The sequence below is a fragment of the Nostoc sp. genome, from assembly GCF_036916975.1.
Classification (GTDB): Bacteria; Cyanobacteriota; Cyanobacteriia; order Cyanobacteriales; family Nostocaceae; genus Nostoc.
This window is the reverse complement of sequence record NZ_JBALFF010000080.1, coordinates 1-24,247: the sequence shown is the minus strand read 5'-3', so window position 1 is coordinate 24,247 and position 24,247 is coordinate 1. Positions and strand designations below refer to the sequence as shown.

Here is a 24,247-nt window from a genome sequence, read left to right as displayed (position 1 = left end):
CCTAGATTTGGAATCGGACGAGTCAACTCACTGATAATATTAGCGCAGCCTCACCAATAAATGGTATTAGTGACAAGGTAATCATAGAGTTTTATTTTTTTGTATGGTGATGGCATGACATTGGCACTAGGCATGATTGAAGTTTATGGCGTTCCCACAGCAGTGGAAGTGGGAGATGCCATGTGTAAAGCTGCCCGCGTCACTCTTGTTAGTTATGAAAATACTGATTTGGGACGAATTACTGTGTTAATTCGGGGGGTTATAGGCGAGGTGAATGTGGCGATGACAGCAGGACTAAAGGCAGTGCTGCGAGTTCACGGCGGCGAGGTGATTTCTTATCATATTATTCCCCGCCCCCACGAAAATTTAGAATATGTTTTACCGATTCATCGCAGCGTTAATGTGGAGCAGTTCAGTGCAGATATCCGATTTCCTCCACCCCTATCAGTTTAGCTGTATTAAATTTCTGCTGCTAAAGGTTGCCAAACTTCACCATACTTATCTTTTAGAGTCTGCCAAGCTTCTACCTGTCCGGGTTCATATTCGCCAGGTTTACCCCATTGCAAAAAGATGCTTAAAGCAGGTTCTTGTTTATCATCTAAAAATCGAATAGCATAGGTTGTAAAATTCCCCCTCTTCGCTTCACCTGTTTCAAATTTTATTTGAGTAATTTTGTCCATATTCAAGTGAAATTCAAAACCTTCGGTGTGCATATTAGCATATTTACCTTTAGGCAATTCTGCATAAAATAGCTTTTCAATTTTGCCCCGTGCTTCTAATACAGCAGCGCTACTAGTAACAATTAAACGCAAAGTTCCTAAAGTCTCACAAGCTGCTAAAAATTCTTTCAAAGTAGTACTCATAAATTGTTATCCTTTGTTATTTGTCCCCTCTTACAAAGTTATGATCGGAGGAAACCTCCGCTCCGACTTTGCGCTTTGTCCTTCGTCCTTCGTCATTGATTAGTTTTTTGACTAATGACCAATGACTATTTTTCGTATTGTTCATAAGCAGCGACAATGCGCTGAACTAAAGGATGGCGCACTACATCTTTTTGGGAAAATTCGCAAAAGGCAATGCCTTCAACGGGTTTTAAAATTTGTAAAGCTACTCCTAAACCCGATTGTTGGTGAAGTGGCAAATCAGTTTGTGTCATGTCGCCTGTAATCACCATCCGCGAACGGAAACCCAAACGAGTCAAAACCATTTTCATTTGAGCGGGTGTAGTATTTTGCGCTTCATCGACAATTACAAAGGCGTTATTGAGGGTGCGTCCCCGCATATAGGCAAGTGGTGCGACTTCAATTACACCGCGTTCCATTAAGCTAGGTATTTTTTCGGGGTCGATGAAATCATAAATAGCATCGTAAAGTGGGCGAAGATAGGGATTAACTTTCTGCTGTAAGTCTCCAGGTAAAAAACCAAGTTTTTCACCAGCTTCGACGGCAGGGCGAGTTAAAATTAGCTTTTCAAACTGGTTAGCAAGAAGTGCTTGCACGGCGACAACAACAGCGAGATAAGTCTTGCCGGTACCAGCAGGGCCAATACCAAAAGTGAGATCGCGCCTACGGAGTGCGTCGATATATTGACGTTGGCGGAAGGTTTTGGCACGGATTTCTTCACCCCGGCGACTTTTGGCGAGGACATTTCGCTGTAAATCTTGCAGTTCCCCTTGCCGATCGCTATCTATGGCTTGATGGGCTGTTAAAATATCGGCACTGGAAATAGTATTGCCTTTAATCCAGAGGTCTTCAAGCGATCGCACTAATCGAGAAGCCAGATCAATTTCCCCAACGCTACCAGAAATCAGTAATTCCTGTCCGCGTAGCACTAAAGTTGCTCCTGTTTGCCGAGATAGCATTTTGAGATTTTCTTCTCCATCTCCTGCAAGAGCGATCGCACTGGCAATATTGGGCAGCTGAATTGTTAAGGCACCTGCCATAGGATTTCTTAATTCGTGAGGATCTGTGTTTGACAAAGCTTAATATTTTCTCGCCCTTGGCGAAATTACGTTTTTATTAATTACATTTTGGAAAAATTTTTGCAACAAATGAATCGTCGTAGGGGCATAAAGCTGTACGCCCCTACTGGTGAAGAGTTCAAAAAAAGATCCAAAAATCTTTTTGCCACTTTCCATCTTTACAAAAATTCTGAGCGGAGGTAACCACAACCGCTCAGACTTGCTCTCTAGTTTTAAACTAGCGGAGGCGGGGTTTAACAATGGGTTTAGGCCCATCATTTCCACGCGGTTCTCTCCTAGTCGGCGGTGGCGATCGCTCTTCTGTCTCTTCATCAAAAGACATACCTTCGCGGTCTGGCGTAGTGCTGCCGTAAATATCCAGGTATACTGATTGCCCAGATGCGGCTGCGGCTGCGGCAATTACTGTACGAATCGCCTGAATATTGCGTCCCCCTCGACCAAACACTTTCCCTTTATCCGTGCTTTCAAAAGCGATGCGAATCCAAGCCCGGTTGAGGGCTTGAGAAATTTCACAATCGACGCTTAAAGTCTCTGGAGATTCCAAAAACGGCTGCACTAAAAACCGAACCAGCCCAACATAGTTGGGACTAGCTGTTGGGGATATTGTTCCCGAATTATGATGCGGCTGTAGGTGTGGCACTGACCTGTTCAAAAACATTGGCTTTTACTAAAATGCGACGGACGGTGTCACTGGGTTGAGCGCCTTGTTGTAGTCGCTTGACGATGCCGGGAACGTCTAGTCGCACTTCATCGGTTCTGGGGTTGTAGAATCCCAACTCTTCTAGGGGACGACCATCGCGGCGAGCGAGGTTGTTAATGGCGATAATGCGGTAACTTGCTTCCCGCTTTTTACCGAATCGCTTTAAGCGCAGTTTGATCATGGTTGAAGAATCATTCTCCTAATTGGTAAGTATGCCGAAATGCTAATTTTAGCACTCGTCTAGCATTTGGTGCTATTAGTCATTAGTCATTAGTCATTTGTCATTAGCAATGCCCAATAACTAAAGATTACCGAAGCCTTTTTTCTTTTTATCTTTGGGTTTTTTCTTTTTCGTGCCTGTGGCGTCACCACCATAACCTCGCCATCCGGGGGCTGCGGGACGATTGCCCGCACCTGCGAAGGCGTTGCCCATGCCGCCACCGCCGAACATTCCCGGCATTCCAGAGAAGCCACCTTGGCTCATTTGCTGCATGAGCGATCGCATTTTTTGGAAATCACCCACCAGTTTAGTCACATCTGACTCTCTATAACCTGAGCCAGAAGCAATCCGCCGTCGCCGACTGGGAGAACTGGCTAATAAATCGGGGTCGTGGCGTTCTTGGCGAGTCATGGAGTTAATCATCGCCTCACAGCGTTTCAGCTGGGTTTCTCCCTGCTTTAGCTGATCGTCTGAGAGCTTGTTCATCCCTGGAATCATCTTGATGAAGCCTCCCAGAGAACCCATATTCTTTAGCATCCGCAACTGCTTGAGAAAGTCAGTAAAGTCAAACTTTGCTGACAAAATTTTCTCCTGCATTTTCTCAGCGTCTGCTAAGTCAAACTCTTCCTGGGCTTTTTCTACCAGGGTGAGAACATCGCCCATTCCCAAAATTCGGGATGCCATGCGATCGGGATAAAACGGTTGCAGTGCCTCGACTTTCTCACCCACGCCCACAAACTTAATCGGCGCTCCCGAAATCTTTCGCACTGAAAGGGCTGCACCGCCACGGCTATCACCATCCATCTTGGTGAGAATCGCCCCAGTAATTCCGATCTGCTCATGGAAGGTGCGGGTAAGATTAGCTGCCTCTTGACCAGTCATCGCGTCCACCACCAACAAAGTTTCATGGGGTTGGACAGTTGCTTTGATCCGGGCTAATTCTGCCATCATGTCTTCGTCAATTTGCAGACGACCAGCAGTATCAATAATTACTGTGTTTACACCTTCTGCCCTAGCGCGTTCTACACCTTGTCTTGCAATTTCTACGGGATCTGCGTCGCTTCCTAGTTCAAATACTGGTACGTCAATTTGCTTACCCAAGGTCACCAACTGGTCGATCGCGGCTGGGCGATATACGTCTGTCGCCACTAACAAACAGCTACGATCTAATTTTCTCAGATGTAAGGCTAACTTAGCCGTAGCTGTGGTTTTACCAGTACCTTGCAACCCAGCCATGAGAATAATAGTAGGCTGTTCCTGGGCTGATGCGATGGGAACATTCTCTTCTCCCATCACCTGTACTAGTTCATCGTGAACAATTTTGATGAACTGTTGATCAGGTCGCACGCCGGTAATCACCTCGGCTCCCTGTGCCTTGGCTTCGACTTCGCTAATAAAATCTTTGACTACCTGGAGATTGACATCTGCTTCCAACAAGGCGCGGCGCACTTCGCGCAATGCATCTTGAATGTTGGATTGAGAAATTTTGTCCTGTCCCCGCAGTTTTTTCCAGGCGGATTCTAAACGGTCAGATAATGCATCAAACATAATGTAATTACAGGTAGTTCGCCAATGGAGAATTCTAAACCGCCGATGAATGCGACCGCGAATTTCCGCTAAATTTTAAACGTGCTATTTACCAGCTTAGTATTTTTCACCGCGACTGTAGCAACCAGATAGCTACCTTTATAGAATAGGACTTACGCATCAGATACCAAATGTAAGGGCAATTCATGAATTGCCCCTACGGAAAATCAAGGATTTTACTGCCTGTTTGCATAAGTCCTATAGAAGATTGAGCTTAAACTACAATCAGGCTAAGAATGGCTATTGTACAGCGAGAACCTACATCACATATCGCTATGACTAGCAACACACTGCTTCAACCCACAGAAATCATCCACCTATCGGGTATCAGTTGGCAAACCTATGAAAACTTGCTAACTGAACTTAGTGCTAGTCGCCGCCTCCGGCTTACTTACAATCGAGGTACTTTAGAAATCATGGTTCCTTCACCTGAACATGAAAGTTATAAAAAAATTGTGGGTCGATTTGTCGAAACTCTAGCGGAAGAGTTAGAAGTTAAGATTCAGCCCCTTGGTTCTACTACTTTCAAACTTCTAGAACTGAGTGGTGCAGAACCAGATGAATGCTTTTACATTAAAAATGTCAAGTTCATTAAGGGCAAAAAAAGAATTAATTTGCAACAAGATCCGCCGCCAGATTTGGTAGTGGAAATTGATATTACCAGCAGTTCCAAAAATCGTTTTCAAGTCTATGCTGATATGGGTGTACCAGAGATTTGGCGTTATGATGGTACTATTTTTAGTATAAATATCTTACGTGATGACAAATATATAGCTGTTGACCAAAGTTTAGCGTTTACTAATTTGCCTCTAACAGAAATTGCTGATTTTTTACAGCAGGTTGAAGAAAAAGATTATCTAGAGTTGGTGAGTGATTTTCGCAACTGGGTTAGAAGTAAGATTGATTGAAATTAATGAGCTAAACGTAATTCAAAATTACAAAATTACTATTATTCCTTAGCACCCAAAAACTTCTCAAATACTCTTAGATAGCTATGACTAGCAACACACTGCTTCAATCCACAGAAATCGTCCACCTATCGGGTATCAGTTGGCAAACTTATGAAAACTTGCTCACTGAACTTAGTACTAGTCGCCGCCTCCGGCTTACTTACAATCGAGGTACTTTAGAAATTATGGTTCCTTCACCTGAACATGAAAGATACAAAGAAATTGTGGGTCGATTTGTCGAAACTCTAGCAGAAGAACTAGAAGTGAGAATTGACTGCCTTGGTTCTACTACTTTTAAACTTCCCCAACTTAGTGGTGCAGAACCAGACAAATGCTTTTACATTGAAAATATTAATGTAATCAGAGGCAAAAAAAGAATAGATTTAACGCAAGACCGACCACCAGATTTGGTAGTGGAAATTGATATTACTAGCAGCTCTAAAAATCGCTTTGAAGTCTATGCTGATATGGGTGTGCCTGAAATCTGGCGATATGATGGTAATGATTTTAGTATTAACATTTTACAAAATCAGAAATATATATCTGTTGAACGGAGTTTAGCATTTCCCAATCTGCCATTAACAGAGATTTCTAATTTTTTAGAGCAGGTGGGAGAAAAAGATTATTTGGAATTAGTTAAAGAATTTCGCCAATGGGTGAAAAGCCAAATTTAATATCAAAATTTTTATGATTGAGTTGCTGTTGGTTTTGAACGTTGTTGTTGATAAAAGCGGACAACTTTTTGTACATACTCAGCAGTGAAGCCTTTGTCACAACCTGTATAGCTACCAGTCATCCACCAACAAGCTGCACCACGCACAGATGCAATTTCATTATTGTTGGTGGCGCGAAACTGATTGGTTAACTCACGGCGCGTGATACATGATACAACTTGGCGAGCGATCGCAGGGCTATTTTCAAACTGCGTCGGTGTCAGTTCTCGTTTGAGACAAGTTTTTGTCCAGCCTTTGAGGGCAGGGCTATTTCATTCTATTTTTACGGCAGTTTTTAGGAATCTTTTTCAGAAAAATAAGAATTTAAACGCGATTTAAGTTGAGAACCGTAGTTTTTGCCCTCACCCTAAATCCCTCTCCCAAGTCTGGGAGAGGAACTTTGAAAACGTCACATTTTAGAATGAAATAGCCCTGCTTTGAGGGTTTCTGGTTTAACTTGCCATTCGCTGTAATATCCATCGTTGGGGTTTTTTGTCTGCGGTGCAGCTTGTCGCAATGCTTCTACCATCGCCGCAACTTGGGTATCAGAAACCGCCTGCTGTGCTTGAGCTAATAATGGTAATAGTCCGAAGCTGACAATAACTCCGCCCAGTAGTAATCCTATGGTTTTGTTTCTCATAAGGTAAGCTGTTGCACAGATTAATTACGAATTACGAATTACGAATTACGAATTACGAATTACGAATTATTTAACAACCTACTAAATTTTCTATCGTCTCGGCATCATTCGGTAATCCGGCTGTTAAAACTTCGCTACCTTCTGCGGTAACTAAAACATCATCTTCGATGCGGATTCCGCGCACATCAGCAAATTCAGATAAACGCTGCCAATTCACCACATTCTGATATTTTGAGTGAACATTCGCATCATTTAAAATTGCTGGTACTTGATAAAAACCAGGTTCAATTGTGACTAACATTCCTAGACGCAAAGGACGATTTAAACGAAGGTAGCCTAAGCCAAAGCGATCGCTCCTAGAACGTCCCTCTTCATACCCTGCTAAATCACCCAAATCTTCCATATCATGAACATCTAAACCCAGTAGATGACCGATACCATGAGGGAAAAACACCGCGTGGGCATCCATTTCTACTAAATCTTCAGGGTTTCCTTGTAAAATGCCTAACTCTACTAAACCTTCAGCGATCGCTGTGGCAGCTAGTAGATGAATCTCCCCATACTCTACACCAGGCTGTATTTTGGCAATGCAAGCATCATGGGCTGCCAGCACAACATTATAAATATCTCTTTGGGTAGATGAAAATTTACCGGAAACTGGCCACGTTCGAGTGACATCACCAGCCCAACCCATCTCAGTTTCAGCGCCAACATCGGCAAGTAATAAATCACCTGGTTGTAGGGGATGGTGATAGTGTTCGTTATGCAAAACTTCACCGTGAACGGTGACAATACTGTTATAGGAGGTAGTCATATTGTGGGCAATAATTACCCCTTCCATCGCTGCCCGAACTTCTGCTTCTAGCTTGGCTTTTGGTGTTGTTGCCATACCAGCTTTGTGCGCCTCAACAGTAACAGCAGCAGCTTTTCGCAACTCGGTTAATGCAGCTTGATCGTGAGTGAGGCGGAGAGAAGCGATCGCTTTAGCTAACTTCAAATCAATTCCTTCGGGAGGACTTTGTGGTAAAATCCATCTATTTAATAGCTGCGATTGTTGCGTCCAAGTAGCTGCATTTTGTACAGCAAGTGTGGCGGCATCTTCTACCCAAGACCCTAATTCTGCCATTGGCCTTGCCACATCCGCCCCAATATTCTCGGCTATTTCCTCGCGCGTTGGCATTTCTCCATGCCAAAGGGCGCTGCTGGGTGATGGATCGTCGAAGAATAGTTCTAGCTTACCCGCTTTTAGGCGAATTGCTGCATTTGATAATGGCAGTCCGGCAAAATAGAGGAAATGACTGCTAGCGCGAAACGGAAAGGGATTTGCAGCAAAGTTGCGCGGACTGTTGCTACCTGACCACAGAATTACGGGAAAATCAATCAGGTTGGCTAGTTGTTGCCGACGGTGGCGTAAAGTATCGATTAGGGAAGTAGAAGTTTGTTGGATCAGCATAAATAGAAACTCAAAAAGAAGGGTAAAGATTATAGCTTTGCCTTTATTTAGTCGTTATCGTCATCGTGTTTATTATCCTTGCGATCGCTATCTTTGTCATTCTGCTTTACCTGCTTAGGCTGTTGCTTAGGCTGTAGGAGTGGTTTTTGTTGCTCATCTGGAGCAGATGGCTGCGGTACTTTAACACCACAACTAATTAATCCTCCAGAAATTAGCGCCAAGTTGACAGCAGCAAAGATGCTTCTGAAAATTTTTCTGGTCATGTTTCCGTTTTGCTTTGACATTGACCCCAGTTTTAGAGATTGTATTCCTAATTTATCAGGTACTGTATATGGCATAAATATCTTATATAAACCACGTCTATCTTGAAACCTATAGTTCTTCCATGATAAAAAGGATTTGCCCTCATCCCCCAACCCCGAATCCCAAATTTTGGATTCGGGGAGCCAGAATTTCAAACTCCCTTACGATTCCTATATACTCCTGATAAATATAATCCTGTCTAATTTTCAAGGTGACTTTAATGGGACAAACCATTACTCAAGTTGATGCTTTTACCAATACACTTTTTGCAGGTAATCCTGCTGCTGTCTGTGTTTTGCCTATTCCCCAAGACGAACGATGGATGCAGAATGTAGCGCAGGAGATGAATTTATCTGAGACGGCTTTTTTAGTTAGACAGGATGATGGCTTCAACCTGCGTTGGTTTACGCCCACGGTAGAAGTACCGCTTTGTGGTCACGCAACTTTAGCTAGCGCCCATGTACTTTGGTCAGAGGGACATTTATCACCCGATGAAGTTGCACGTTTTTATACCCAAAGTGGAGTGCTAATTGCTAAGTTGCAAGGTGATTGGATTGAGTTAGATTTTCCTGTGAATCACTCACGAGTAATCATCAAGCCTCCAGAACTCAAGATTGCTTTGGGTGTACCATATAGATTTGTCTTGGAGAATTCACTAGGTTATTTAGTGGAATTAGAATCGGAAGATTTAGTGCGGCAAATGCAGCCTAATTTTCAATTACTAAAAACCTTACCAATTGGTAAAGTTATAGTTACTAGTTTGACTAATTCTGATTCAGATTATGATTTTGTCTCTCGCTTCTTTGCACCAGAGGTAGGTATTAATGAAGATCCGGTGACTGGTTCAGCCCATTGTTGTCTTGCTGCATTTTGGCGCGATCGCTTGCATAAAAATCAATTTTTAGCTTATCAGGCATCCAGTCGCGGTGGGGTGGTGAAGGTATATTATGACGGAGGCGATCGCGTCTTTCTGGGCGGACAAGCGGTAACTGTGATGCGAGGCGAGTTAATTACCACATAAACCGCTATATTACAAATCAATCGCATTCGGTAAAAACTCAGCATCAAGAATTTGGCCAATGGAATAAGGACACTCCCCTAGAAATGTATCTATATGATCGCGTCTTGTTACTGTCACAATATCTAAATAAGCCTATATTTTAATTTCAAAAATGTCTGCTAAAAATACAAATAGTCGAAATCTGATCGCATCTCGTGACTGGCCAATTGAGCAATTACCTGGACTAAGCCACGAGGAACAATCTCAACTGCACAATTGTGGAATTCCTAGCACAGTAGCGCTAATAAAACAAGGGAAAACTCTAGAGAAAAGAGTAGCCTTAGCAAATAAATTACAGATTCATCTTCAGTATGTAAATAAATGGATGGCTTTAGCTGACTTGGCGCGTATTCCTAGCGTAGGTATACAATATTGTGGTTTATTGCTCCATGCAGGTATTGCTTCTGTAGCACAATTAGCTCAGACTCCCACTCACAGATTGCACCAACAAATCATGCGCTTGCAGGTAGCAACAATGCAGCGACGAGATTTGTGTCCAGCGATTGAATTAGTTCAACAGTGGAGTCAGCAAGCGAAAGCAATCATTAGTTAAAAGTTAGGAGTTAGGAGTTAGGAGTTAGGAGTTAGGAGTTAGGAGTTAGGAGTTAGGAGTTAGGAGTTGGGAGTTGGGAGTTGGGAGTTTGGAGTTTGGAGTTTGGAGTTTGGAGTTGGGAGTTGGGAGTTGGGAGTTGGGAGTTGGGAGTTAGGAGTTAGGAGTTGGGAGTTTGGAGTTTGGAGTTGGGAGTTAGGAGTTGGGAGTTAGGAGTTGGGAGTTAGGAGTTAGGAGTTGGGAGTTTGGAGTTTGGAGTTAAAACTCATAATTCATAATTCATAACTCCTAACTCCTCCCTCCTAACTTATAACTCCTCACTTATAACTCCTCACTCCTCACTCCTCACTCCTAACTCCTAACTCCTAACTTATAACTCCTTGGCTAAAACACCATTAAGGAAGATATCAGCGAGTCCTTCTGCCATTTCTTGCATTTGTTGGGGGGAAGCGTCAGGTTCTATGATGGTGTTGTTGGAAAAACCTGCGATCGCAAACATTCCTAAGAAAACTTTGGCTACCAGTTTGGGGTCCATTTGGCGATAAATGCCTTTATCCATCGCTGTTTGAAAGAATGCTTCGCCCACATCTGACATTTTGCTAATCACTTCTAATTGAATGCGATCGCGCAAGTCGGGGTGAAACTGCACTTCCATAAAACAAACGCGCATTAAATCGGCATTTTTTTGGAAGTTCCACATCCGGCGACGCATCACCTGAGCTACGGCTTTATAACTGCCCATTTCACTTAATTCTGTCAGCAAATCTGTGAGAATCTCCACCCATCCACTCGTCGCTACTTCCACCAAAATTGCCTTTTTATTAGGAAAATGACGAAATAGAGTCCCTTCTGCTACACTTGCCGCCTGTGCTAAATCGCGGGTGGTTGTGCCGTCAAATCCCTGAGCAGCGAACAACCGTTGTGCCGCCTGTAAAATCCGGGTGCGCGTCTGAGCCTCTGAGGGTGGGGAAGAATTAAAAACTCGCATAATAGTTATGGTGAGATTTGCGGAATAGTATTTGTAGCATTATTGTCTAACGTCAAGTAAAAAAGCCTAACAAGCTTAATACAAGATTAATGTCTTTCTGCTAAGTACTTAGTTTTTTAGGTAGTGTAACTTTATCTTAATTTGCGCTTATGAACCAGATCATTCGGTCAATTTTAAATTTTAGATTGGGGATTTTGGATTGGTCAGATAAAGTATCTGTCATATTGCGGCGGTTGTTTATCGCTTTGTTGGCTTTGATCGTTTTCTGGTGGGGATTGCTACCAGAAATTGCTCTGGCTCAAACTCAGACGGCACCCCCTCCCGAAAGAGTGCTGCAACCGACAAAAACTCAAACTCCATCAGTTGAAAGTTCGATCCAACCTTATCTGAATCGAGTTATCAAGCAGTTAACGGAGTTTCGCCTCGACAATGGTCTAAAATTCATTGTCTTGGAACGACATCAAGCGCCTGTAGTTTCTTTTCTAACTTATGCCAATGTCGGTGGTGTGGATGAGCCAGATGGCAAAACTGGTGTAGCTCACTTTCTGGAACATTTGGCGTTTAAAGGCACAACGCGCATTGGTACAAAAGACTACAAGGCAGAAAAACCTCTATTAGAAACCTTAGAACGATTGGATGGACAAATTAAAACAGCGAAAGCCGATGGTAAAAAAGATCAGGTTGCTCAGTTAGAAGCTGAGTTTAAGCAAGTGGAAGCGCAAGCAGGTAAGCTTGTTAAGCAAAACGAATTGGGGCAAATTGTCGAACAAGCCGGAGGTGTGGGTTTAAATGCCAATACTTCAACTGAAGCTACCCGTTATTTGTACAGCTTTCCTGCCAATAAGTTAGAACTTTGGATGTCGCTAGAGTCGGAACGATTTCTCGATCCTGTAATTCGTCGTGAGTTTTATAAAGAGAAAAATGTAATTTTAGAGGAGCGACGGATGCGGGTGGAAAATTCACCCATTGGACTGATGTTGGAGAAATTTATTGATACTGCTTACAAAGTCCATCCCTACAGACGTCCGGTGATTGGTTATGACGAAGATATCCGCAATCTGACACCAGAAGATGTCCAAAAGTTTTTTGATACTCACTACGTACCAAGTAATTTAACCATTGCCATTGTCGGAGATGTTAACGCGGCTGAGGTGAAAAAACTGGCGCAAACTTATTTTGGCCGCTATCTGGCAAAAACCAAAGCTGTCGAACAAATCCCGGTGGAACCGTCACAACAACAAACACGAGAAGTTACTTTAAAGCTACCTTCTCAACCCTGGTATTTAGAAGGTTATCATCGTCCGGCAATTACCCATCCAGATAATGCAGTCTATGAAATCATTGGCAGTTTATTAAGTGATGGGCGCACGTCGCGGTTGTATAAATCTTTGGTAGAAAAGCAACGTTTGGCGCTTAATGCCCAAGGTTTTAGCGGTTTTCCTGGAGAGAAGTACCCAAACCTGATGTTATTTTATGCTCTCACGGCTCCTGGTCATACGGTTGATGAGTTGGCGGTGGCTTTGCGCCAAGAAATTGACAAATTAAAAACTGAGCCTGTAGCGACGGTTGATTTGGAACGGGTGAAAACCCAAGCACGGGCGAGTTTGTTACGCACCCTCGATTCAAATATGGGGATGGCTCAACAATTGTTGGAATATGAGGTAAAAACTGGCTCTTGGCGGAATTTGTTTAAGCAGTTGGATGATATTTCGGCGGTGACAACGGCTGATATTGTGCGGGTGGCAAAAGAGACGTTTACGCCGAAAAATCGCACGATTGGGAAGTTGTTGTCGAAAGAAGCTTAAGAGAAACAAACCGCAAAGGGCGCAAAGTAGAGATATGAAGAGGTACAAGGTGAAGGGTAAAAAATTCAAAATTCAAAATGACGCTCTCTACGAGACGCGCAAGAGACGCGGACTCGCTCTAAGCGAAGCCATGCCGAAGGCTTACGCTGCGCTAACAAAATTCAAAATCCGAAATATGAAGGGGCTTATTTATGCTTTGGTTGGTGTATTTGCGTGTTTACTTTTAACTTGTAATTTTTCTCTGGCGGCGACGGCTGAGGCAAAGTATTATACTGAATTGCAGTTGCCAGCGCTACCTGAGATTAAGTTACCCAAGTATGAGCGATTTGTTCTCCAAAACGGCTTGGTTGTCTATTTGATGGAGAATCACGAGTTACCGTTGGTGAATGGGACGGCGTTTGTACGGACAGGAAATCGCTTGGAACCACAACAGAAAGTTGGTTTAGCTGGTTTTACAGGCGCGGTGATGCGAACTGGAGGAACTAAGAAGCATTCGGCTGATGAACTCAACGAGATATTAGAACAACGCGCGGCATCTGTGGAAACCAGTATTGGTGAAGCTTCTGGTGGTGCTAGCTTTGACGCATTGAGTGAAGATTTAGAAACGGTGTTTGGGCTGTTTGCCGAGGTGTTGCGATCGCCACTATTCGCTCAAGAAAAGCTAGACTTGGCGAAGACACAGGCTAAGGGTGGCATTGCGCGTCGCAATGACAATCCAGATAGTATTGCTAGTCGAGAATTTAAGAAATTGATCTATGGGAAAGATAGTCCATACTCTCGCACGATAGAGTATGCAACGGTAGATCAAGTTGAGCGTGAGGATTTGCTCAACTTTTATCAGCAATATTTCCACCCCAATAATATGATTTTAGGGATTGTCGGGGATTTTGACACCAAAAAAATGCGATCGCTCATTCAAGCTAACTTTGGCGACTGGAACCGCAACCCAGGTATTGCTAAACCCAAATTACCAAATGTTTCGCCAGCCAATACAGGGGGAGTCTTTTTTGTCAATCAGCCACAACTAACGCAAAGTAGTGTGCTTCTCGGACATCTAGGTGGACGGTTTGACAATCCTGATTATCCGGCGCTGGATGTATTGAATGGAGTGTTAAATGGATTTGGTGGACGCTTATTTAATGAAGTGCGATCGCGTCAAGGTTTAGCTTACTCTGTTTATGGCGAGTGGAGTCCTCGTTACGACTATCCTGGCATGTTTATTGCTGGTGGACAAACGCGATCGGATGCTACCGTCCAGTTTGTCAAAGCCTTACAAGATGAAATCAAACGCATCCAAACTCAAAGAGTTACAGCAAAAGAACTCGCTTTTGCCAAAGAGTCTACACTCAACTCCTTTGTATTTAACTTTCAAGACCCTGGCCAAACCTTATCACGATTGATGCGATACGAATATTACGGCTATCCTGCTGATTTTCTTTTTCGCTATCAAAAAGCCGTCGCCGCCACCACAGCTGCTGATGTGCAACGAGTCGCACGAGAATACCTCAAGCCAGAAAAGCTAGTGACTTTAGTCGTGGGGAATCAAACCGCCATTCAACCGCCACTGACGCAGTTAGCAGCAAAGGTGATACCAATAGATATAACGATTCCTGGTTCGCAGCCACAGGCGAAGAATTAAAACAAAGTAACTACTCAAATCAAATAATTTCCTTCGTTATCGGGAAATGACTGAGGACAAATTGTAGTAAGCAGTAGAAACTAAATCAGGAACCAAAACCTCTGGAGTTTTCAGAGGTTTTTTTTTTAAAACTGCGCTTTTTTAGGAGCGATCGCCCCATACACTTCAATAAAGGGGTTTATTAAGCAAGCGAGATTCGACGACAAACTAGTGCATATCCAAGCATCCGACAATTTAGTGATGAAGCAACAAACAATTCTCGCATTAACTAGAGTAAGCTAAATTTAAGTTTGAGCTACTGGGAGTGAAGATGATGTTGTTGGAATTAAAGCGCATCCATGTTCCACCAGGACAAAGAGTGCTACTGCAAGATGTAACCTGGCAGGAATTGGAAACAATTCTAGAAGATTTAGGAGAGCATCGTGCTGCACGAATTGCTTATGACAGGGGAATACTAGAGATTATGGCACCACTGCCAGAACATGAATATGATAAAGAAATTATTGGTGATTTAGTCAAAGCCCTTCTGGAAGAGTTAGATATTGAGTTTAGATGTCTTGGTTCTACCACTTTCAAAAATCAAGTAATGGCTCAAGGTATAGAACCTGATCAGTGTTTCTATATAAAAAATGAAGCCAAGATTCGCGGCAAAAAGCGGCTAGATTTAACAGTAGATCCCCCTCCAGATTTAGCTCTAGAAATTGATATTACTTCTCGCACTCATCCTAATATCTATGAAGCTTTAAAAGTACCTGAGCTTTGGCGTTTTGATAAAGGAAAGCTCCAAATGAATGTTCTGCAAGACGGGCATTATGTAGAGTCTCAGCAAAGCCTAAATTTTCCTAAATTTCAACTAATTGAAACCATTCCCCAATATCTGGAGCAAAGTCCAACAGCAGGTAGAAATGCAACGCTCAAGGCTTTTCGTCTTTGGGTACAAAAGCAGATAGAACAGCAATCACTGAATAATTCGTAATTCGTAATTCGTAATTCGTAATTCGTAATTAATTTGGGGTACAGAGTTGGCTAACCTCAACCTATATTTGGATCTGGCAATAGGTTAAGACAAGTCGGCTCGGTGAACCAATAATCCCACGGCTTCGAGCCGTGGGAATGTCAATTAGTAATGATTCAGGTTAATACCAGCTTCTTTTGCCATTGCTTCTAACCCATTAATTTGTAGGGTTTTGATTGCTTTGGTAGACAGCTTTAACTTCACCCAGCGATTTCCGCCTTCCCACCAAACACGCTTGTTTTGCAGATTAACGTGCTGAAGGCGTTTAGTACGGCGATGGGAGTGGGAAACAGCAAAGGCGTTATTTGCCTTCTTACCAGTTAGTTCACAGCGACGGGACATAGCAAGTATCTCCAGATTGTTATTTTAATACAGCCTTTCCATTTTAGGTCTTAGACAACAGAAGTGGGAAAGGGGATGAGGGGGCAGGGGGCAGGGGGCAGGAGAGAATAATAACTCCTAACTCCTAACTCCTAACTCTTAACTCCTAACTCCTAACTCCTAACTCCCAACTCCCAACTCCTAACTCCTAACTCCTAACTCCTAACTCCTAACTCCTAACTCCTGACTATTCTTACTTACTAGCTTGTTCCGTCAGCTTGGTAAGTACCTCATTAGATCGCTCGACGAAGGATTTCATTCCCTCAGCGTCAAATCCTTTTTGAGACATCAGCGCTAAATCGTAGACGTGTTGACAAATCAAGTTGACTAACTGATCGGTAGGCGATTGACCGTCACCTTGAATAATACTACCTTGGTTAATATTTGCCAGATTTTGAATCAACGGGTGAGCAGTATTCACTAGCAAAACGTGATCTTCGGGAAACTCTGCTGACTGCTGCTGCATCATAGCGTTCATTTCCCGCATCCGCCGGAGAATCTCTGGTAAAAGCACGATCGCAGGTGGTGTACCATGAGGATCGTCTGATTTCAACGCTTCGGTGCGGATATTGAGTTTGGGTTTGTTGAGAGATTTCTCAAATAACTCTTTGATCGTCTCACTGCGAGTTTTATTCGTCTTAGGATCAACAATTTCCGTAGCTTTGTCTTGTTCTAGCAGGGTATTATCTAATTCAGAATCCACCCGCGTAAACTTGACATCCTGATATTCCCGCTCTAAGAAGTTGATAAAGTGGGTGTCGATGAAGGAGTCCATAAATAGGACTTCCAAGCCTTGATTTTTGTGCAGTTCTATGTATGTAGCTTGGGTTGCTTCATCAGTGCTGTAGAAAACCCGGTTTTCGTTGCGTTCTTTGTTACGTTCTAGATACTCTTTGAGCGTGGTGTAAGGAGCGCTGGGTGCTGAGTCAGAACTGGGTGAAGGAGTCACATCTTGCCAAGCATCCCCGTCTGAAGATTGTACTTCAACGACTGGAGTTGGGGCAGCAACTTTTTCTGTCAGCTTGGCGGTGGTGCGGAAGACGATGATATCTTCGATTTGTTTTTTGAATTTCTCGTCGTTGAGAACGCCAAATTTCACAAAAGTACCAAGATCCTTCCAGGCGCTAATGTATTGTTCGCGGTTGTCGCGGAAAAGTTCTTTGAGGCGATCGCCTACTTTTTTGGCAATGTAATCACCAATTCTCCGCACGGTGCGATCGCCTTGTAATGCACTACGCGATACGTTTAAAGGAATATCGGTACTATCAATCACACCCCGCATTGGAGTCAGAAATTGCGGGATAATTTCTTCGCAGTTGTCGCTAACAAAAACTTGATTGCAAAATAGCTTGATTTGCCCTTTAGTAACATCTACATCCGGCCTCATTTTAGGAAAATACAGAATCCCGTTGATGATAAAGGGATAGTCTGTATTTAAATGTACCCACAACAAAGGTTCTTCCTGAAAAGGATACAGGTAGCGGTAAAACTCTAAATAATCTTCTTGACTCAGATTACTCGGAGACTCTCGCCACGGTGCTTTTTGCTTATTTACTACTTCACCGTCGAGTTTAATTGGTACTGGTAAGAAGTCGCAGTAGGTCTTGACAAGATTCTTAATTCGTGCTGATTCTAAAAATTCTTCCTCTTCTCCTTGCAGGGTGAGAGTAATAGTAGTACCGCGAGTTGTCCGGGGCGATTCTTCTAGGGTGAAAGCTGGCGAACCATCGCAAGTCCAGTGAACCGCCTGCGCTCCTTCTTGGTATGACAGTGTATCAATCTCCACCTTTTGCGCCACCATGAAGGAAGAGTAAAAACCAAGACCGAAGTGGCCAATTATCGGTTGATCTGATTTGCCTTCATACTTATGAATAAATTCTTCAGCACTAGAGAAGGCAACCTGATTGATATATTTCTTAACTTCATCTGCGGTCATCCCGATACCGTTATCGGAGATAGATAGGGTTTTCTTATCTTTGTCAATGGCAATTTCAATTTCTGGTTCACCGATATCTCCAGCGTAGTCTCCGGCGCGGGATACCATTTTCAGCTTTTGGATGGCGTCTACAGCGTTGGATACCAGTTCCCGCAAGAAGATTTGGTGATCTGAGTAAAGCGATTTCTTAATGATCGGGAAAATATTCTCAGTATGAATACTGATAGTACCTTGTTCTAGCATGGTTATCCGCCTGTTTTAGTTGCAGAAATAATTCTGAAGATCAATTTTCGGCGATTCTCAATGATTTTGAGGTCAGGAATGCCTCTTTATTTTATTCGGATTTCACTACTATCAAGCATAAATGCTGTATAAACTACTGTTGCAATTTGTTATATATGTCTACTAAATCCGCAACTTATACTGGGCGGGCTTTCCTGCCCACCCCACAAGAGTTATATTTAATAAGGGTTATGCAAGCTTATTTGTTTTTTAGCTTAACTAGATCACCCATTCTCACCTGACGAATGAAAAAATAGGGCGATCTAGTTTTATTTGTGGCTGATTGAGGTGTATTAACTTTTACGATTCTGGTGCTGACTCAACCAACTTGACGGTATTTTGCGAGATTGATGTTTTCACCAGCCCTTTTTTGCTAAAAGACAGACCGTTTTCATTTTTATCAATGATAATCGTGTCTCCAGAAATAAAAGTATTTTCCAATAACTTGGTAGCAAGGGGGTTTTCTACTTCTCGCTGAATTGCCCGTTTGAGTGGACGGGCACCGTAAACTGGATCGTAGCCTGATTCGACAAGATGATCGCAAGCAGATTGGGATATCTCAAAGAAGATTTTTTGCTCGCGCAGGAGATTTTCTACCCGCTTGAGTTGAATACGGATGATATGCCGCATTTCCGTGCGACTGAGGGTATGGAAGAGAATAATGTCATCGACGCGGTTGAGAAATTCTGGGCGGAAATGCGATCGCAAGTTTTCCATTACCCGTTTCCGCATTGTTTCATACTTAGAATCATCACCAGATACATCTAAGATATGTTCGCTACCTATGTTACTGGTCATGACAATAACGCTGTTACGAAAATCTACCGTCCTCCCCTGAGAGTCAGTAACTCTCCCATCATCTAACACCTGCAATAAAATATTGAACACATCGGGGTGCGCCTTTTCCACTTCATCCAACAGCACCACTGAATAAGGACGGCGGCGAACCGCCTCGGAAAGCTGACCACCTTCTTCATAGCCTACGTATCCTGGAGGCGCTCCCACTAACCGAGAAACTGAGTGTTTTTCCATATACTCAGACATATCTAAGCGCACCAATGCATCATCAGAATCAAAGAGAAACTGAGCTAAAGCACGGGCGAGTTCGGTTTTACCCACACCTGTAGGACCCATAAACAAAAATGAACCAATGGGACGAGAGGGATCTTTCATCCCCGCACGGGCGCGGCGAATTGCGGCTGCTACTGCTTCTACAGCCTCTTCTTGCCCAATGACTCGTTGATGTAAATGACTTTCTAGTTGTAGTAATTTTTGCCGTTCTGATTCCAATAGGCGATTGACGGGGATTCCTGTCCATTTGGCGACGATTTCGGCAATATCGGCTTCAGTGACTTGTTCTCGCAGTAAGGTGGAACCTTGGTTTTGAATTTCTAAAAGGCTGGCTTCTTTGGCTTCGCGCTCGTGCTGCACTCCCTCCAATTTGCCATACTTCAATTGAGCAGCTTTATTTAGGTCATAAGCACGTTCCGCCTGTTCAATTTGCACTCGCAGCGCATCTTCTTCTTTCTTTAAGGCGCTTATCGCCTCCAATATCTGCTTTTCACCTTGCCATTGCTCATTAAATATTTGCTGCTTTTCGGTTAAATCGGCAATTTCTTGCTCAATTCGCTGCAAACGTTCTTTAGTTTGGGGGATACCCTTTTCTTCGCCAGCTAATGACAGCTTTTCCATTTCTAACTGCATGAGGCGGCGATCGATGGTTTCCAATTCGGCTGGTTTGGAGGTAATTTCCATTTTCAACTGTGCTGCTGCTTCATCCACCAAATCAATAGCTTTATCTGGTAAGAAGCGATCGCTAATATAACGTGCTGATAGTGTTGCTGCTGCTACCAAAGCCGAATCAGAAATTTTAACGTTGTGATGCACTTCATAACGTTCTTTTAACCCCCGCAGAATGGAAATAGTATTTTCCACACTTGGCTGATCGACAAATACTTGCTGAAAGCGGCGTTCTAGGGCAGCGTCTTTCTCAATGTGTTTGCGGAATTCGTCGAGGGTAGTAGCGCCAATACAACGCAGTTCTCCCCGCGCCAGCATTGGTTTGAGCAGATTTCCGGCATCCATTGCTCCTTGTTGAGTAGAGCCTGCGCCGACTACGGTGTGCAGTTCGTCAATAAACAGAACAATGTCACCGTTAGATTCAGTAACTTCTTTGAGAACTGCTTTTAGGCGTTCTTCAAATTCACCTCGTAATTTTGCTCCAGCAATTAAACTGCCGATATCTAACGAGATCAACTTGCGGTTTTTTAGAGATTCGGGAACGTCACCGTTTACCATTCGCTGTGCTAAAGCTTCAGCGATCGCAGTTTTACCTACCCCAGGTTCACCAATCAATACAGGGTTATTTTTGCTCCGACGAGACAATACTTGAATTACCCGCCGAATTTCGTCATCCCGCCCAATCACTGGGTCAAGTTTTCCAGCTTTTGCCTGTTCTGTCAAATCTCTGCCAAATTTTTGTAAGGCTTCATAGCGCGATTCTGGGGTTTGATCTGTTACCTTTTGGCTACCGCGAACGGCTTTGATAGTAGCTTCTAGTTTAGCTGCATCCGCACCAAAGCCTTTGAGTATCTTTCGGCCAATGCGATCGTCTTCAGCAAAGGCCAAAAGTATGTGTTCCACCGAAATGTAGGAATCTTTCATCCTGGCTCTAGCTTCCTCGGCTCGGTCTAGTAAAATATCTAAATTGCGGCTAAGGTAAAGTTGATCGCTTTTACCAACTTTCGGCTGACGTTGGGTAAAGGCTTCTAGCTGCTGCTGCAAGCGGATTGGATCGACCTCAGATCGAGCCAGGATACGTATTGCTAGACTAGTAGGTTCTTCTAACAGGGCAATAATTAAATGTTCAACATCTAGTTGCTGTTGTTGATAAGCACGGACTATATCCTGAGATTTAACAATTCCTTCCCAGGCTTTATCAGTAAATTTATTTGGATCTGTAGGTTGCATCTTTATAATTTTGGAATTTTGATTTTTAGTTTAGGGATTGGGGATTGGGAACTAGATATTGGAAAACTCTTCCCTAGTCCCTAATTATCCAAACATTATCGGTGTATATCCGCGTGTATCTCCAGTGGCAATTTTGGATTGGTAATTGGTGATAGTTTAATCCATTACCTATTTTCTAATTTAAAACGAAAACACTATTATGAACGGACTTTACCAAATGGTAATATTGGAGCAATATCTCCGATGGGCTATTTGGCGTCGCTATTAGTGTTGCTCATCAACGACAGTATGGGGGTAATACTAATAAAATTTACGCACAGAAGTTTCCCTAAGGGACTTCCAAATAAAAAAATACCCAAAAACTGGCAAAAAGCTCTCTCCTCCTTATTCCTCTGTGTTCTCTGTGCCTCTGTGGTTCGTTTATTTGAGTAATTTATTTCTTGGAAGTCCTTAACCCGCCTAAAAAGGGAAAAGTCTCGCACGTCTGGGTTTACGTGCATGAGATGCCAATGTGCAGTAAAAAGCAATCTCCCCCTATGTAGCTCAACTTTTCAAGACATCGGTGTAAATTTCCCTACAGCTATATTGTCTTTGATAAGGTTTTACTGGGTGGCTTAATTCGCTCCTTTTTAAGGTTTATCATTAACTAACATCAAATAAATCTTCCGCTTCGTTGTTAACCCGCCTGGGAATAAATTCCTCTTGTTTATAGCTAAAGTCCTCTCAAGAGGACTAAATATAAAATTTTAAGCGATGTCAATGGCTAAATTTGTGTTAGGGAAAATTTCAGTCCACAAAGCGTGGACTTCAGCTAAGTAGGTAGACAAGATAAAACCAAACTATGTAACGAAAAGTAAAATCTCTGTATTTGGCTCGTAGTTGCGCTTTAGCGCTAAAGCGCAACTACGAACCAGTGATGATTATTTGCGCCCACTTACTTATCAGCCCAGAACTTAAGCTCTGGGCGGGATGTTGGCCAATGCCACAATTCCTAATTATAAGAATTACTGACTCACAAGTTGCTCTTGTGATTCCTGTTTGACTGCTGACCCTTGAGTTCCCAGTTGAATCAGTTCAATTTTATACCCATCTGGATCTTCTACAAAAGCAATTACTGTCGAACCATGTTTCATCGGTCCTGGTTCGCGCACGACTTTACCGCCCTGATTGCGGATTTCCTCACACGTAGCGTAAATATCATCAACGCCAAGGGCAATGTGACCATAAGCATTACCCAATTCGTATTTTTCTACCCCCCAATTGTAGGTTAGTTCTATCACCGAGTTGTCGCTTTCCTCACCATAGCCAACAAAAGCTAGGGTAAATTCTCCTCCTGGATAATCTTTTCGGCGCAGTAATTTCATTCCTAGAACTTCACAGTAAAACTTTAAGGATTCTTCAAGGTTCCCCACCCGTAGCATTGTGTGTAGTAATTGCATATTGACCTTTTCTCTGTAATTGATTTAGTGTTATTCTCTGCCAATATTTTACCTAGCTCAAAATCTGAAGGTAGAAATGCCATCAAGGAAAAAGACAGGATAAACATTCTTTTACCGATTTTTGGCATTGATCCCGATCTCTATAATGGAAATCTTCTTTAATCTCAGCCAATAAAGTCTCTTAACAGCATAAGCTAGCGATTGGGTTAGGCAGATTGACTGGATGTGTAACACACAAAGGATAAAGTACAGATGAGTAAATTTCTAGATACTGCAATTGAAGCGATCGCAGCCCGTGAAATTCTTGATTCACGCGGTAGACCGACAATTGAAGCCGAAGTGCATTTAGCCAACGGCGTGGTAGGACTAGCACAGGTTCCCAGTGGTGCCTCTACTGGCACTTTTGAGGCTCACGAACTGCGTGATGGCGATAAAAGCCGTTATGGGGGCAAAGGCGTACTCAAAGCAGTACAAAACGTCAAAGAAGCACTTGCACCAAAATTGTTAGGCTTGGATGCCCTCAACCAAGAACTGCTAGACCGGACAATGATCGCTATAGATGGTTCTGCTAACAAATCCAATTTGGGGGCTAATGCGATTTTGGGAGTTTCCCTAGCAGCAGCTAAAGCTGGGGCTGAGTCTTTAGCAATTCCTCTGTATCGCTATTTGGGTGGACCTTTAGCGAATTTGCTCCCAGTGCCGTTAATGAACGTGATTAACGGTGGCGCACACGCATCAAATAACGTGGATTTTCAAGAGTTTATGATTGTCCCAATTGGCGCAACTTCTTTTCGGGAAGCCTTGCGCTGGGGTGCAGAGGTTTTTGCTACCCTCAGTCAGGTATTGGATGAAAAGGGTTTGCTGACTGGTGTAGGCGATGAAGGCGGTTTTGCTCCGAACCTAGAATCTAATCAGGTGGCTTTGGAATTGCTAGTTGCTGCCATTAAGAAAGCTGGTTACAAGCCAGGGGAAGAAGTAGCTTTGGCGTTGGATGTGGCAGCTAGCGAATTTTACAAGAATGGTCAGTATGTTTACGATGGTAAACCTCACGCCCCATCTGAGTTTATTGATTATTTAGGACAATTGGTTGACCAATACCCTATTGTATCAATTGAAGATGGTTTACACGAAGAAGATTGGCAAAGTTGGCAATTGCTCACTCAGAAATTAGGTTCGCGGGTGCAATTAGTAGGTGATGATTTGTTTGTGACTAACGCTACTCGCTTGCAAAGAGGCATTGAGGAAAAAGCCGCTAATGCCATTTTGATTAAACTCAACCAAATTGGTTCTCTGACCGAAACCTTAGAAACAATTGATTTAGCAACTCGTAACGGTATCCGTTCAGTAATTAGCCATCGTTCTGGTGAAACAGAAGACACAACGATCGCTGATTTAGCCGTAGCAACCCGTGCCGGTCAAATTAAAACAGGTTCCCTGTGTCGCAGCGAACGCGTAGCAAAATATAATCGCTTGCTGCGAATTGAAGATGAACTAGGCGATCGCGCCGTTTATGCTGGTGCTGTGGGGTTAGGGACGAAGTAGAGTTTGGAGTTTGGAGTTTGGAGTTTGGAGTTTGGAGTTTGGAGTTTGGAGTTTGGAGTTTGGAGTTTGGAGTTTGGAGTTTGGAGTTTGGAG

At 43.2% G+C, this 24,247-nt stretch carries 21 protein-coding genes and 2 pseudogenes; 9 read left to right on the top strand and 14 right to left on the bottom strand.

From position 1 onward, the window contains the following. Nucleotides 1–114 precede the first annotated feature (114 nt). Nucleotides 115–453, top strand: a complete 339-nt coding sequence (locus tag V7K73_RS19740) for a carbon dioxide-concentrating mechanism protein CcmK (protein WP_334882257.1) — start codon at nt 115–117, stop codon at nt 451–453. Between the two features lie 5 nt (nt 454–458). Here the strand turns inward: V7K73_RS19740 and V7K73_RS19735 are convergent, their stop codons facing one another. The 5 genes from V7K73_RS19735 to ffh all read right to left on the bottom strand — a co-directional run bounded on the left by V7K73_RS19735 (nt 459) and on the right by ffh (nt 4,449). Further along, entirely contained in the window at nt 459–863 is a 405-nt protein-coding gene (locus V7K73_RS19735) for a ChuX/HutX family heme-like substrate-binding protein (protein WP_334882256.1), read from the bottom strand. A 125-nt stretch (nt 864–988) separates the two neighbouring features. Then, nucleotides 989–1,942: a PhoH family protein gene (locus tag V7K73_RS19730; protein WP_334882255.1), complete on the bottom strand. Its 954-nt coding sequence runs from the start codon at nt 1,940–1,942 to the stop codon at nt 989–991. Between the two features lie 256 nt (nt 1,943–2,198). Then, nucleotides 2,199–2,639, bottom strand: coding sequence for a KH domain-containing protein (locus V7K73_RS19725; RefSeq protein ID WP_334882254.1), 441 nt, complete (start codon nt 2,637–2,639; stop codon nt 2,199–2,201). Next, nucleotides 2,596–2,862 carry a 30S ribosomal protein S16 gene (rpsP, locus tag V7K73_RS19720; RefSeq protein WP_100900058.1) on the bottom strand — a complete coding sequence of 89 codons (267 nt, stop codon included), beginning with the start codon at nt 2,860–2,862 and terminating at the stop codon, nt 2,596–2,598. Before rpsP ends, V7K73_RS19725 begins: the two co-directional genes overlap by 44 nt. 120 nt (nt 2,863–2,982) lie before the next feature. Then, the gene (gene ffh, locus V7K73_RS19715; RefSeq protein ID WP_334882253.1) at nt 2,983–4,449 is read right to left on the bottom strand and encodes a signal recognition particle protein; all 1,467 of its coding nucleotides are present in this window, start codon (nt 4,447–4,449) and stop codon (nt 2,983–2,985) included. Nucleotides 4,450–4,724: 275 nt separating this feature from the next. Between ffh and V7K73_RS19710 the strand changes: the two genes are divergently transcribed. After that, a complete protein-coding gene (locus V7K73_RS19710; protein ID WP_334882252.1) occupies nt 4,725–5,396 on the top strand; it encodes a Uma2 family endonuclease in 672 nt (223 codons plus the stop codon). Between the two features lie 86 nt (nt 5,397–5,482). Then, complete coding sequence (locus V7K73_RS19705) at nt 5,483–6,112, top strand: Uma2 family endonuclease (RefSeq protein ID WP_334882251.1); 630 nt, start codon at nt 5,483–5,485, stop codon at nt 6,110–6,112. 11 nt (nt 6,113–6,123) lie between these two features. Here V7K73_RS19705 and V7K73_RS19700 read toward each other — a convergent pair. The 4 genes and pseudogenes from V7K73_RS19700 to V7K73_RS19685 form a co-directional block, all read right to left on the bottom strand. Next, a pseudogene (locus V7K73_RS19700) lies at nt 6,124–6,411 on the bottom strand (hypothetical protein); the annotation flags it as partial. A 182-nt stretch (nt 6,412–6,593) separates the two neighbouring features. Further along, nucleotides 6,594–6,791: pseudogene (locus tag V7K73_RS19695) on the bottom strand (hypothetical protein); the annotation flags it as partial. Between the two features lie 70 nt (nt 6,792–6,861). Further along, the gene (locus tag V7K73_RS19690; RefSeq protein ID WP_334882250.1) at nt 6,862–8,244 is read right to left on the bottom strand and encodes an aminopeptidase P family protein; all 1,383 of its coding nucleotides are present in this window, start codon (nt 8,242–8,244) and stop codon (nt 6,862–6,864) included. Between the two features lie 47 nt (nt 8,245–8,291). Next, nucleotides 8,292–8,507: a hypothetical protein gene (locus V7K73_RS19685; RefSeq protein ID WP_334882249.1), complete on the bottom strand. Its 216-nt coding sequence runs from the start codon at nt 8,505–8,507 to the stop codon at nt 8,292–8,294. A 260-nt stretch (nt 8,508–8,767) separates the two neighbouring features. Here V7K73_RS19685 and V7K73_RS19680 point away from each other — a divergent pair, with 260 nt between their 5' ends. Together V7K73_RS19680 and V7K73_RS19675 are read left to right on the top strand one after the other, a co-directional pair. Next, complete coding sequence (locus tag V7K73_RS19680) at nt 8,768–9,568, top strand: PhzF family phenazine biosynthesis protein (RefSeq protein ID WP_334882248.1); 801 nt, start codon at nt 8,768–8,770, stop codon at nt 9,566–9,568. Nucleotides 9,569–9,719: 151 nt separating this feature from the next. Then, nucleotides 9,720–10,160: a DUF4332 domain-containing protein gene (locus V7K73_RS19675; protein ID WP_334882247.1), complete on the top strand. Its 441-nt coding sequence runs from the start codon at nt 9,720–9,722 to the stop codon at nt 10,158–10,160. A gap of 367 nt (nt 10,161–10,527) precedes the next feature. Here V7K73_RS19675 and V7K73_RS19670 read toward each other — a convergent pair whose 3' ends face one another. Then, nucleotides 10,528–11,145, bottom strand: a complete 618-nt coding sequence (locus V7K73_RS19670) for a TetR/AcrR family transcriptional regulator (RefSeq protein WP_334882246.1) — start codon at nt 11,143–11,145, stop codon at nt 10,528–10,530. 149 nt (nt 11,146–11,294) lie between these two features. Between V7K73_RS19670 and V7K73_RS19665 the strand changes: the two genes are divergently transcribed. The 3 genes from V7K73_RS19665 (at nt 11,295) to V7K73_RS19655 (ending at nt 15,565) form a co-directional block, all read left to right on the top strand. Beyond that, complete coding sequence (locus V7K73_RS19665; protein ID WP_334882245.1) at nt 11,295–12,950, top strand: M16 family metallopeptidase; 1,656 nt, start codon at nt 11,295–11,297, stop codon at nt 12,948–12,950. A 175-nt stretch (nt 12,951–13,125) separates the two neighbouring features. Further along, a complete protein-coding gene (locus V7K73_RS19660) occupies nt 13,126–14,589 on the top strand; it encodes a M16 family metallopeptidase (RefSeq protein WP_334882244.1) in 1,464 nt (487 codons plus the stop codon). 313 nt (nt 14,590–14,902) lie between these two features. Further along, entirely contained in the window at nt 14,903–15,565 is a 663-nt protein-coding gene (locus tag V7K73_RS19655; RefSeq protein WP_334882522.1) for a Uma2 family endonuclease, read from the top strand. A 144-nt stretch (nt 15,566–15,709) separates the two neighbouring features. Here the strand turns inward: V7K73_RS19655 and rpmB are convergent, their stop codons facing one another. The 4 genes from rpmB to gloA all read right to left on the bottom strand — a co-directional run bounded on the left by rpmB (nt 15,710) and on the right by gloA (nt 22,612). Next, entirely contained in the window at nt 15,710–15,946 is a 237-nt protein-coding gene (gene rpmB, locus V7K73_RS19650; RefSeq protein WP_334882243.1) for a 50S ribosomal protein L28, read from the bottom strand. A gap of 232 nt (nt 15,947–16,178) precedes the next feature. Beyond that, nucleotides 16,179–18,164, bottom strand: a complete 1,986-nt coding sequence (gene htpG / locus V7K73_RS19645) for a molecular chaperone HtpG (RefSeq protein WP_334882242.1) — start codon at nt 18,162–18,164, stop codon at nt 16,179–16,181. A gap of 339 nt (nt 18,165–18,503) precedes the next feature. Beyond that, a complete protein-coding gene (gene clpB, locus V7K73_RS19640) occupies nt 18,504–21,173 on the bottom strand; it encodes an ATP-dependent chaperone ClpB (protein ID WP_334882241.1) in 2,670 nt (889 codons plus the stop codon). A 1,004-nt stretch (nt 21,174–22,177) separates the two neighbouring features. Beyond that, nucleotides 22,178–22,612, bottom strand: a complete 435-nt coding sequence (gloA, locus tag V7K73_RS19635; protein WP_334882240.1) for a lactoylglutathione lyase — start codon at nt 22,610–22,612, stop codon at nt 22,178–22,180. A gap of 252 nt (nt 22,613–22,864) precedes the next feature. Between gloA and eno the strand changes: the two genes are divergently transcribed. Continuing rightward, nucleotides 22,865–24,154: a phosphopyruvate hydratase gene (gene eno, locus V7K73_RS19630; RefSeq protein WP_334882239.1), complete on the top strand. Its 1,290-nt coding sequence runs from the start codon at nt 22,865–22,867 to the stop codon at nt 24,152–24,154. Nucleotides 24,155–24,247: the final 93 nt, after the last annotated feature.

Bases quoted from the DNA above. Each gene is read 5' to 3' on its own strand.
- V7K73_RS19740 (WP_334882257.1), top strand. From the start codon at position 115: ATGACATTGGCACTAGGCATGATTGAAGTTTATGGCGTTCCCACAGCA.
- V7K73_RS19735 (WP_334882256.1), bottom strand. From the start codon at position 863: ATGAGTACTACTTTGAAAGAATTTTTAGCAGCTTGTGAGACTTTAGGA.
- V7K73_RS19730 (WP_334882255.1), bottom strand. From the start codon at position 1,942: ATGGCAGGTGCCTTAACAATTCAGCTGCCCAATATTGCCAGTGCGATC.
- V7K73_RS19725 (WP_334882254.1), bottom strand. From the start codon at position 2,639: ATGTTTTTGAACAGGTCAGTGCCACACCTACAGCCGCATCATAATTCG.
- rpsP (WP_100900058.1), bottom strand. From the start codon at position 2,862: ATGATCAAACTGCGCTTAAAGCGATTCGGTAAAAAGCGGGAAGCAAGT.
- ffh (WP_334882253.1), bottom strand. From the start codon at position 4,449: ATGTTTGATGCATTATCTGACCGTTTAGAATCCGCCTGGAAAAAACTG.
- V7K73_RS19710 (WP_334882252.1), top strand. From the start codon at position 4,725: ATGGCTATTGTACAGCGAGAACCTACATCACATATCGCTATGACTAGC.
- V7K73_RS19705 (WP_334882251.1), top strand. From the start codon at position 5,483: ATGACTAGCAACACACTGCTTCAATCCACAGAAATCGTCCACCTATCG.
- V7K73_RS19690 (WP_334882250.1), bottom strand. From the start codon at position 8,244: ATGCTGATCCAACAAACTTCTACTTCCCTAATCGATACTTTACGCCAC.
- V7K73_RS19685 (WP_334882249.1), bottom strand. From the start codon at position 8,507: ATGACCAGAAAAATTTTCAGAAGCATCTTTGCTGCTGTCAACTTGGCG.
- V7K73_RS19680 (WP_334882248.1), top strand. From the start codon at position 8,768: ATGGGACAAACCATTACTCAAGTTGATGCTTTTACCAATACACTTTTT.
- V7K73_RS19675 (WP_334882247.1), top strand. From the start codon at position 9,720: ATGTCTGCTAAAAATACAAATAGTCGAAATCTGATCGCATCTCGTGAC.
- V7K73_RS19670 (WP_334882246.1), bottom strand. From the start codon at position 11,145: ATGCGAGTTTTTAATTCTTCCCCACCCTCAGAGGCTCAGACGCGCACC.
- V7K73_RS19665 (WP_334882245.1), top strand. From the start codon at position 11,295: ATGAACCAGATCATTCGGTCAATTTTAAATTTTAGATTGGGGATTTTG.
- V7K73_RS19660 (WP_334882244.1), top strand. From the start codon at position 13,126: ATGAAGGGGCTTATTTATGCTTTGGTTGGTGTATTTGCGTGTTTACTT.
- V7K73_RS19655 (WP_334882522.1), top strand. From the start codon at position 14,903: ATGTTGTTGGAATTAAAGCGCATCCATGTTCCACCAGGACAAAGAGTG.
- rpmB (WP_334882243.1), bottom strand. From the start codon at position 15,946: ATGTCCCGTCGCTGTGAACTAACTGGTAAGAAGGCAAATAACGCCTTT.
- htpG (WP_334882242.1), bottom strand. From the start codon at position 18,164: ATGCTAGAACAAGGTACTATCAGTATTCATACTGAGAATATTTTCCCG.
- clpB (WP_334882241.1), bottom strand. From the start codon at position 21,173: ATGCAACCTACAGATCCAAATAAATTTACTGATAAAGCCTGGGAAGGA.
- gloA (WP_334882240.1), bottom strand. From the start codon at position 22,612: ATGCAATTACTACACACAATGCTACGGGTGGGGAACCTTGAAGAATCC.
- eno (WP_334882239.1), top strand. From the start codon at position 22,865: ATGAGTAAATTTCTAGATACTGCAATTGAAGCGATCGCAGCCCGTGAA.